Raw genomic sequence first — 8282 nt, 5'->3', positions numbered from 1 at the left:
GGGGGGGGGCGGGGTTGGTGGCCCCGCCCGCCGGCCGCTCGTTCTTTCAGCCGGCGGGCGGGGCATTCGGGCCGCCCGGCGGGAGTCCCGGGGGGAGACTCGACCGCTGGGCGACCCTGTCTCAGGGGCGCAGTGCGCGATCGGCCTGCGCCTGTATGAGCCGGGGCGAGTCGGCGACGGTCGCGGCCGCGAAGTACACCCGGTCAGCCTTGACCGACGTAGTGATGTACTCGTTCGTCTCGACGGCGTTCGCCGCGGGCGACAGCGGGTCGAGGCCGACGGCGAGCAGCACGTGCCCGATCTCGGTGACCGCCCGCCCCCAGTTCCCGGCGCGGGTGGTGAGCATGTGCGGGGTGCCATCGAGGCGGACCAGGACGACGCCGTTGTGCACGGCGACCCGCACGCCCACGTCGGGCAGCGTGACGTTCCCGGGGGCCGCGCCGAGGGCGTGCGCAACGCTCAGCATGCGGGCCTCGATCACAGCCGCGGTGTCGGCGTCACGGCGGGCCGGCGGGTGCGTGATCAGCATGGGAGCGAACACCTGATCGCCGACGCGGTCGACCCACGACGAGGCCGACAAGGAAGCGATCAGGCCCGGGGTCGGAACGGCGGGGGTGAGCGGGGCGGCGGTCGTCATCCAAGGGCCCCCGTCCCGTCCATGAACGAGGCCGCGCCGATGTACGCGCCGTACAGGTCGTCGGCGTCGGTGAGCGCGTCATCATCGCGCAGCGCGTGATGCCATGAGCAACCGTCGCGCTCGTGGGGGCCGGTCATGACCGGGTGCGGAACGCGGAGGGTCTCACCGCGGCCGAGGACCGAGACGCCGGGCAGATTCCAGTCGGACGCGGCGCCGACGGGGACCAGGAACACGAACGCGTCGGGCGTTTTCAGGACCGGGCCGAGGGGGGAGCCCGACGCGCGGAGCTGCTGAAAAGCTGCGCTGCCGGTCCCCGGGGGCAGGCGTACGGCGTCCCATGCGTTCCCGGCAGGCACCTCGGCCAACTTGCCGTCCTGCCACGCGAGCAGAACCTCGCTCGCGATTGCGCCGCTGCGCTTGATCCATGAGATCGGGGCGAAACCGTCGAACCCGCTTGCCGCATCGTTGAGTTGAGCCCGTCGGACCCGGTCGCCCGGGGTGCGTCGAGGTAGTGCCGCCTCGGAGGTCATGATCACTCGTCCCCCCGTCCTCTCGTCTGGTCGTCGGACTGCTCGACCAGGAGCCGGCCGAGCTCGGCGTGCAGGGCGGTCGCTTCGTCGAAGGTCAGGACGAGGTCGCCGTCGCCGATATGCACGCCGTCGTTGAGGACCCACAGCGGAAGCGCGACGCGCCCCGCTCCCGTCCGCCGTAAGGGGCGGTCGGGCAGACGCTCGATCCGGACGCCCTGTTGGGGGTTCGCCGTCTTCCTCGCGGCCGCCTGCCGCTGAGTCGTCGTCATGTCACGGACGGTAGAGGGGAATTACAGAGGCGACCCGGAAACATTTTCCGGGTCGCCTCTGGTTCCGGGTTGCGGATGGCTCGTCAACTAGGCGAGCACGCCCACGTGTTCGGCGATTTTGTGCAGCTCAGTGCGCATCTGCGGGCGGGGCCGCTTCATGAGCGTCTGCACTGCCTCGCGCACGAGCGGGAAGTATTTGATCTCTTCCGGTGACGCTTCCATGATCTGTCGCAGCATGTGCAGCGTGGCGTACTGGTCGCCGTTGAGCCGGTTCGCGTGCATCACCTCGACGAGGTACCGCGTCGTACGTTCAAGCGGCAGCACGCCGCCCGGGGCCGGTACCTCGACGTCGTCGGCGAGCCGCAGCGCCTCGGAGATATCGCCCTCTTCCGCGGCGAGGTGCACCCCGTGCATGGCGACGTTGGTGACACCGAACGAGGTGTGAAAGTCGTTCCGGTCAGTGCCGAGTCGCTGCGCGACCGCGTCCGCTCCGCGCAGCAGATCCCACGCCGCCGGCGCCTTGCTGTCCCGCACGGCCGCGATGGCTGCGCCGAGGTGCAGCGCGCCGTACGCCGACAGGTGCTCGGGCGTTGCGTTGTCGTCGGGACGGCAGTGCGCGATCGTTGCGCGGGCGAGGTCGAGCGAGTCGGAGACCTCACCGCTCGACGTGAGGATGCCGCAGACGTTCCACGCGGCGGCCGCGATCAGCGCCATGTCGCCGGTCTCGTCTGCGATCTGCATCGCGCGGTCGGCTGCACGCAGGGAGAGTTTCCGCTCGCCAACGCGTCGCAGGAACACTTGGTGCAGGTGCAGCAGCGACACGAGTGCGCGGGTTGCGGTGAGCTCGTCCTCGCCGCTGGTCTGCCGCAGTGTCGCGTACGCCTCGGCGAGCAGTCCGGGCAGCATCTCGCCGACGGGCGCGTACCGCTCGGTCTGGTTCTCGTAGATGCCCCACGCCTCGACGACCCGCTCGTCGAGCTGCTGCGCGGTGAGCGCGTCGCCGGGCAGCCCGATACCGAGCAGCGACGGCGGGCAGTTGAGCGCGCGCCGGATGCCGGGAACTGACGGGTGTTCGGGGCCGACGAGGCTGAGGTCGAGGGACGGGCCGACGAGCTCGCCGACGTTGTCGAGGCCGAACTCGCGGGCGAGGCGGGTGAGCATGTCGAGCGAGTCGATCGAGATCACGTTGCGCTCGACCTTGCTGAGCCAGTCGTCGGAGCGGCAAACGAGCCCGGCGACCGCGGCCTGCGTGCGCCCGGTCTTCTGCCGGTAGTACCTGATCCGCTCCCCGGTGGTCATGCCTTGTGGATTGATCATGGATTCCCCTTGATGGGTGAGAGCACTCAACGACCAGCGTACGACCGCACGTTGTCGGCTGTATCGGTCATACTGGTGTCTCACTCCCCTTGGGGAGCACTCACGGCCTCGCCGACTCGTTCTCGGCGGGGCCGCTCCCTTGCCTGTGACCAGGGCAGACACGACGAAAGCGCCCCTGCCCGGCCGTGAGGCCAGACAGGGGCGCGAACTCATGATCGGCGGCGTTCCACGGGCAGCCCGAGGACGCTCGGGCTCGGTTCGGGCTCGTCGGGTGGCGGTGCCGAATCCTTCCGGCACACGAGAGCGTCGGGGTCGTAGTCGGGCACCTGTAGCGAGTAGCCGTCGGGGCACGTCTGCCCGTCGCGGCCGTCGGCCCCGTCCTTGCCGTCCTTTCCGTCCTCGCCGGGCGGGCCGGCCGGACCGGGCGGCCCCGGCCCGCCCGCCGTGCCGTCGGCGCCGTCCTCGCCCGCGGACCCGTCGGCGCCGTCCTTACCCTTGCGGCCGTCGACGCCGTCGCGGCCGTCCTTCCCGGGGCGTCCCGGCTGCCCGCTCTCCCCCGGCCGGCCCGGGGCGCCGGGCACGGACTCGACCCGGTCGGGCAGGCCCTTGACCGCGCGCGACGGGTCCGGCGCGGCAGGCGTCGCCCCCTCGGCCTTGACTTGCTCGCGCAGTACGCGCACGTCCTCGGCGAGCGTCGTCACGGCCGTGCCGCGGCGGGATGCCTCGGCGCCGAGCCGGTCGGCCCGCTGCGCCTCGGCGTCGATCCGCAGCCACACGAGCAGCACCGCGCCGGACAGCACGAGCAGCACGGCGGCGAGCATGAACTCGCGCCACCGCCGCGCGAGCAGCGGCGGGTGAGCGTGTTTCGTCACGTCGGGGACCCTCCGAGTTCCACAACCCGTGCGCGCAGCCGCTCGACCTCGGCCCGTAGAACCGTGATCTCGGCCTGTTTCTGCGCGTTGTCCGTTCGAGTGGTGGCGAGCTCGCGGTACGCCTCGGCGAGCCGCTGCTCGCACTCGGCGAGCTTGGTCTGCGCCCGCTCGCGTTCCTCTTGGAGATCGCCGACGAGCCTGCCGTACCCGGTGAGGACGGCGCCCGACTGCGCGGCCCGGTTCTCACCGCGCTTGCCGACGAACGCGCCGACGGCCGTCGCGAGCCCGACGAGGATCGTGCCGACCGCGCCGAGCGTCGCAACGTCCACGTGCGCCCCTTCTGATCAGTGCATGAGCGGTCGGGGCGTCAGATCGACGGGAGCCGCGGTGTGTCCGGCTCGTTGACCTTCTCTGTGATGCCGGGGCCGTTGGTCCCGCCGCTCGTCACGATGGCCGTGAGCAGCGCGAGCACGGCCGCGAGACCGCCGACCGAGAACGCGCCGCCCCAATCGACGTCGACGATCCCGAGCCCGTCGCCGCCGGCCACGCCGAGCACGGCCTGCGCGAAGGTGCGGATCATGCGCTCGGCGGTGGATTTCCAGAACGCGCCAGTGAACATGTCTGTCTCTCCTTCGGAGTTGTGGGCAGGCGCCCGTGAAGTGGCCTACTTGGCAGGGATCTTGAGCTTCTGGCCGATGCTGATCGCGGACGGGTCCTTGAGCCCGTTGAGCTTCGCGATCTCCGCGTTCCGGGCGCCGCTGCCGAGCTTGGCCTGCGCGATCGACCACAGGGTGTCGCCCTTGCGCACGGTGTACGTGCTGCCGCCCGTGCCGCCCCCGGTGCTGCCGCCCGGCGACCAGTTCGCGGGGTGCTTGAGCCGCTCGGCGACCCGCTTGCGGATCGCGTCCATCGTGAGCGCGGGGCCGCCCTTCTTACCGATCGGGCCGCGCGGGTCGATCTTGCCCGGCTGCCACTCGGAATGACCGATCACGCTGGTCGGGCCGTCCTTGCCCCACCCGTGGCGGCGCAGGATGCCGGCAGACGCGCGCACGATCGCCTCGACCTGCGCCTCGGGCCACGGGTCGCGGTTGTCGCCCAGGTTGATGCACTCGAACCCGTAGAACCGCGAATTGCCGTCCGTGTTCGCCTCGTTGTCCGGGGGCAGCTTGCCCTCGGCGATCACGGCGCGCAGCACGTCGTCGTCGCCGGACCCCGCGTGATTCGCGCGGCCGTACCCGACGACGTGCACGACGCCCTTCTTATCGATCACGCCGTGACACAGCGGGCCGGGCAGCGTCATGTGCCCGGTACGGCACAGCGCGACCGAGCGTTCGGTGCCCTCGGTCACGGTGTGGTGGATCATCACGCCGTGCACCGGCCCCCATGCGCCGTGCCCGGCGCGGTTGTGGTGCTTGGCGTCGCCGACGACCTTGACGGTCACGCCCTCGTCGCGCATCGCGTCGAGGAACGCCTCGAACGACAGCGGTTTTGCCATGGTGAGCCCCTTTCCGGGCATGAAAAAACGCCCGGCGCGGTGCTGCGCGGGGCGTGCGGGTGAGCTGGTGCCGAGCAGCCGCTACGGGGTGCCGGCGTCGTACGGCGACAGGTTCTCGTTCGCGGCGGTGCTCACGACGGTGCCCTGCCCGAGCCAGTCGTTCCCCCACCGCCGGATGTTGGTCGGCGCGCTCGTGCACGTGTAGACCGACGCGGCCTCGGTGCCCGAGCCCCACCGCCGGTAGGTGTTGTTCGTGATCGTGATCCGGTCGCCGCCGGTCGACAGCCGGATGCCCTGCGCGGTCGAGTCGCCGCGGCCGGCACCCCGCAGGTAGTTGCCGGTCATCTTGAGATCGGTGTTCGACCAGGCCCAGAACCCATGCGACTTGCAGTCGCTCGCGTTGTTGTCGGCCACCGTGAGCCGCGCGCCGCCGTTGCTCGTGAAGAACGACGAGCCGCAGGTCGTGATGTGGTTGCCCGACAGCACGCCGTCGGCGCACTGCTCGGTCGACAGCGCCGTGCCGCCGATATCCGTGAAGGTGTTGCCCGTCGCGGTGAACCGCTCGACGTGCACGGCCCTGATGCCGTTCTCGGTACCGCCGACCGTGGCGACGGTGTTGCCGGTGATCGTGACGTTCCGGTACTTCCCGGTCGCCTCACCCTCGACGAACACGGCGTCGTTGAACGAGCCGATGTTGCGGAACACGTTGTCGGCGACGACGAGCCCGGCACTGATCTGCGACGCGTTGTGGTCGACCCCCGACATGTCCTTGCGGTCCGCGGCCTTCGAGCTGTCGAGGGTCCGTGCCCACACGCCGGCGCCCATGCCCGCGACCGTGTTGCCGCTGATCACGGAGTCATCCCAGATGTACGGCTTCACCGCGTACTGCGCGCCGCCCTCGAACGTGCAACCCGTGATCTTGATGCGGCGGTGCCAGATGCCCCACGCCGCCGAGTGCGAGCCGACACCGGCCGGCCACGCCACGGTGCCCGGCGTGCCCGAGGCGCCGACGTAGCAGTCGCGCATGACGACGTCCTCGACCGGCGTGCCGTCGTACGGTCCGAACCCGCCGAACACCGACGAGCGGAACGCGCCGTCGAGCTGCACGGCCTCGCTGAAATCACGGCCCCCGGTGTCGAGGTAGCCCAGGAACCGGCAGTTCTCGACGAGCCCGTTCTTCGCGCTGTTGAGCTCGATCGCGTGATACCCGCCGACGTCCCTGATCTCAAGATCACGGATGACGACGTTCCGAGCGTGCCCGATCGAAATGCACATGTCGGGGTCGGTCGGGTTGTCGGGGGCGCGCATGTCCCACACGCCGCCCTCGACGACGATGTCGCCGTGCCCGCCGTACCCGCCGAAGTTCTGGTTCGCGTCGCCGTTGAGCAGGAACGTGTTCGGGGCGCCCCGGGTGAACGTAGCGCCCTTCATGAGGGTGAGCCGCGTACCGCGCCGGATGCGCAGCGGCAGCGTGGCGCACCGGTAGTTGCCGGGCGGCACCAGGACCCAGCCGCCGCCCGCGTTGTGCGCGGCGTCGAGGGCGGCCTGCACCGCGGGGGCGTCGTCGGCGACGCCGTCCGCCTTCGCGCCGTACGTCTGCGGGGCGAACATGCCCGGCAGCGCGCCGCCGCCCGAGCCGCCGCCGACCGGCTTGCCGTCGACGGTGAGCGAGTCGACGTCGAGCGTGTCGACGTGCCCCTCGCCGTGCACCGTGAACCCGTTCCGGACGGTGATCCCGCCCGCGAAGGTGACGGGGCCGTTCACGGTCCCGCCCGCGCTGCGCGACAGTGCGCCGCGGGCGGCTTCGAGGGCCTCGGCGGGTACCTCGCGGCCCGACTCGAACCAGCGGACCGGCCCGGTCAGACCGTTGTACTCGTACTCGATCGCGGTGATCCCGTCGATCTTGAAGGGGCGGATCGCGCCCGGCGAGTCGGACCCGGCCGGGTTGCTGCGCAGTTCGCCGATGGGCGTCGTTCCGTCCGCCTCGTACAGGGCGGTGATCGGCTGCCCGGTTCCGGCGACCCGGACGATCAGGGGGTAATCAGGGATGACGTTCCCCGCGGCGTCGGTGAGGACGGCGGCAGCGTTCCCGCCGTAGGTGTAGAGCGGCATCGGTCCCTCTCAGTCCATCCAGTAATCGCCGGAAATGTCCACCCACGCGGTTCCGGCTTCGCCCTGGTACCACCACAGGAGGTCGCCGGGCTGTCCGTACGCCGACGCGGTGTTGTCCGCGAGAACTTCGAGGCGGCCCGCGGCGTGCGTCGTCGCGCCGCCCATCGAGCACGTGCCCGCCCACGTCCGCAGCCCGCTCGGCTTGCAGTCGTCCGGCACGCTGCCGAGGTTCACCGCGTTCGGGTTGTCGATCAGCGCGCCGTCGCTGCGCGCGATGCGGCCCTTCAAGGACACCCGCACGCCGTCGCGGCGCCGGATGCCGAGCCCGACGTCGCCCTGTGTGAACCCGCTCTTCAACGTGATCGGCCGCCAGTCCGGCAGCGGCTCCCACAGGGTCCGCCATGTGTTCGCCGTCGCGGACGACTTGAGCCACGTCGACCCGTTGGCCGCGATCGCGAGGGTCTGCGCCGGGGCGTCCGACAGCGTGTTGTCGCGGTCGGCCTGGTCGGCGACGAGCTGCACGAGGTGCGGGTCGAGGGCCTCGGCGAGCTCGGCGATATCGGCCGGCACGGCCGGGCTGTCGCCGCCTGCGGGCACGGGTAGTTGGGCGTATCCGATGGTCGCCACCGGCACTCTCCTTATGCAGAGAACGTGATCGTGATCGTGCCGCCGGTAAACGCGGCATAGTCGTTGCGGCCGCTGGCGTAGATCGCCAGTCCGCGGGCCGAGCCCGACGCAAGCGCATTGCGCCACGAGGCGGGCAGGGTGGCCGTGCCCTTCGCGCCCACGCTGAGCGAGACGAGTTCCTCGGGGCCGGCGCCGAGGTTGAGCTGCCCGCCGGGCGCCGAGGTGTAGTTGTGCAGGTAGAGGTGCATCGGCCGCTTCGCGTTGACGCCGGAACCGCGGCGGCGGGTGAACTGCACGGTCATCTTCGCGACGGTCTTGCCCGCGCACGCCTGCGCGATCTTCGAGCCGTAGAACCATGCGCCGCGCCTGTTGCCGCCGCCCGTCCAGTCGCCTTGCGTCGGCGTCGAGGCGTAGTCGTCCGGC

The 8282-nt window shown here is 71.1% G+C and carries 10 protein-coding genes and 1 pseudogene; all 11 read right to left on the bottom strand.

All coding sequences use genetic code 11. The features are described 5' to 3' along the window. Positions 1 to 121: 121 nt before the first annotated feature. Positions 122 to 637, bottom strand: a complete 516-nt coding sequence (locus BLT97_RS37130; protein ID WP_093618477.1) for a hypothetical protein — start codon at positions 635 to 637, stop codon at positions 122 to 124. Further along, positions 634 to 1167 (bottom strand): hypothetical protein, encoded by a 534-nt coding sequence (locus BLT97_RS37125; protein ID WP_143041457.1) that lies wholly within the window; start codon positions 1165 to 1167, stop codon positions 634 to 636. Before BLT97_RS37125 ends, BLT97_RS37130 begins: the two co-directional genes overlap by 4 nt. Positions 1168 to 1169: 2 nt before the next feature. After that, positions 1170 to 1436, bottom strand: a complete 267-nt coding sequence (locus BLT97_RS37120) for a hypothetical protein (RefSeq protein WP_093618473.1) — start codon at positions 1434 to 1436, stop codon at positions 1170 to 1172. Positions 1437 to 1523: 87 nt separating this feature from the next. Beyond that, positions 1524 to 2753 carry a helix-turn-helix domain-containing protein gene (locus BLT97_RS37115; RefSeq protein ID WP_245769760.1) on the bottom strand — a complete coding sequence of 410 codons (1230 nt, stop codon included), beginning with the start codon at positions 2751 to 2753 and terminating at the stop codon, positions 1524 to 1526. Positions 2754 to 2962: 209 nt separating this feature from the next. Beyond that, entirely contained in the window at positions 2963 to 3625 is a 663-nt protein-coding gene (locus BLT97_RS37110) for a collagen-like protein (RefSeq protein ID WP_245769759.1), read from the bottom strand. Further along, on the bottom strand, positions 3622 to 3954 hold the full coding sequence (locus BLT97_RS37105) for a hypothetical protein (RefSeq protein WP_093618469.1): 333 nt from the start codon (positions 3952 to 3954) through the stop codon (positions 3622 to 3624). The genes BLT97_RS37110 and BLT97_RS37105 overlap by 4 nt, the downstream gene beginning before the upstream one ends. A gap of 38 nt (positions 3955 to 3992) precedes the next feature. After that, a complete protein-coding gene (locus tag BLT97_RS37100; RefSeq protein ID WP_093618467.1) occupies positions 3993 to 4244 on the bottom strand; it encodes a holin in 252 nt (83 codons plus the stop codon). 45 nt (positions 4245 to 4289) lie between these two features. Further along, positions 4290 to 5120, bottom strand: coding sequence for a peptidoglycan recognition protein family protein (locus BLT97_RS37095; RefSeq protein WP_093618465.1), 831 nt, complete (start codon positions 5118 to 5120; stop codon positions 4290 to 4292). 81 nt (positions 5121 to 5201) lie between these two features. Then, positions 5202 to 7232, bottom strand: coding sequence for a right-handed parallel beta-helix repeat-containing protein (locus tag BLT97_RS37090; RefSeq protein WP_093618463.1), 2031 nt, complete (start codon positions 7230 to 7232; stop codon positions 5202 to 5204). Between the two features lie 9 nt (positions 7233 to 7241). Then, complete coding sequence (locus tag BLT97_RS37085; RefSeq protein WP_245769758.1) at positions 7242 to 7859, bottom strand: hypothetical protein; 618 nt, start codon at positions 7857 to 7859, stop codon at positions 7242 to 7244. 11 nt (positions 7860 to 7870) lie between these two features. Beyond that, positions 7871 to 8282, bottom strand: a pseudogene (locus BLT97_RS37080) (hypothetical protein); the annotation flags it as partial.

It is taken from the genome of Streptomyces indicus (genome assembly GCF_900100315.1).
In the GTDB taxonomy this organism is placed as follows: domain Bacteria; phylum Actinomycetota; class Actinomycetes; order Streptomycetales; family Streptomycetaceae; genus Streptomyces; species Streptomyces indicus.
The sequence above is the reverse complement of the archived record's forward strand: the minus strand, read 5'-3'. Positions and strand labels throughout refer to the sequence as shown.

Bases quoted from the DNA above. Each gene is read 5' to 3' on its own strand.
- BLT97_RS37095 (WP_093618465.1), bottom strand. From the start codon at position 5,120: ATGGCAAAACCGCTGTCGTTCGAGGCGTTCCTCGACGCGATGCGCGAC.
- BLT97_RS37100 (WP_093618467.1), bottom strand. From the start codon at position 4,244: ATGTTCACTGGCGCGTTCTGGAAATCCACCGCCGAGCGCATGATCCGC.
- BLT97_RS37125 (WP_143041457.1), bottom strand. From the start codon at position 1,167: ATGACCTCCGAGGCGGCACTACCTCGACGCACCCCGGGCGACCGGGTC.
- BLT97_RS37130 (WP_093618477.1), bottom strand. From the start codon at position 637: ATGACGACCGCCGCCCCGCTCACCCCCGCCGTTCCGACCCCGGGCCTG.
- BLT97_RS37090 (WP_093618463.1), bottom strand. From the start codon at position 7,232: ATGCCGCTCTACACCTACGGCGGGAACGCTGCCGCCGTCCTCACCGAC.
- BLT97_RS37115 (WP_245769760.1), bottom strand. From the start codon at position 2,753: ATGATCAATCCACAAGGCATGACCACCGGGGAGCGGATCAGGTACTAC.
- BLT97_RS37120 (WP_093618473.1), bottom strand. From the start codon at position 1,436: ATGACGACGACTCAGCGGCAGGCGGCCGCGAGGAAGACGGCGAACCCC.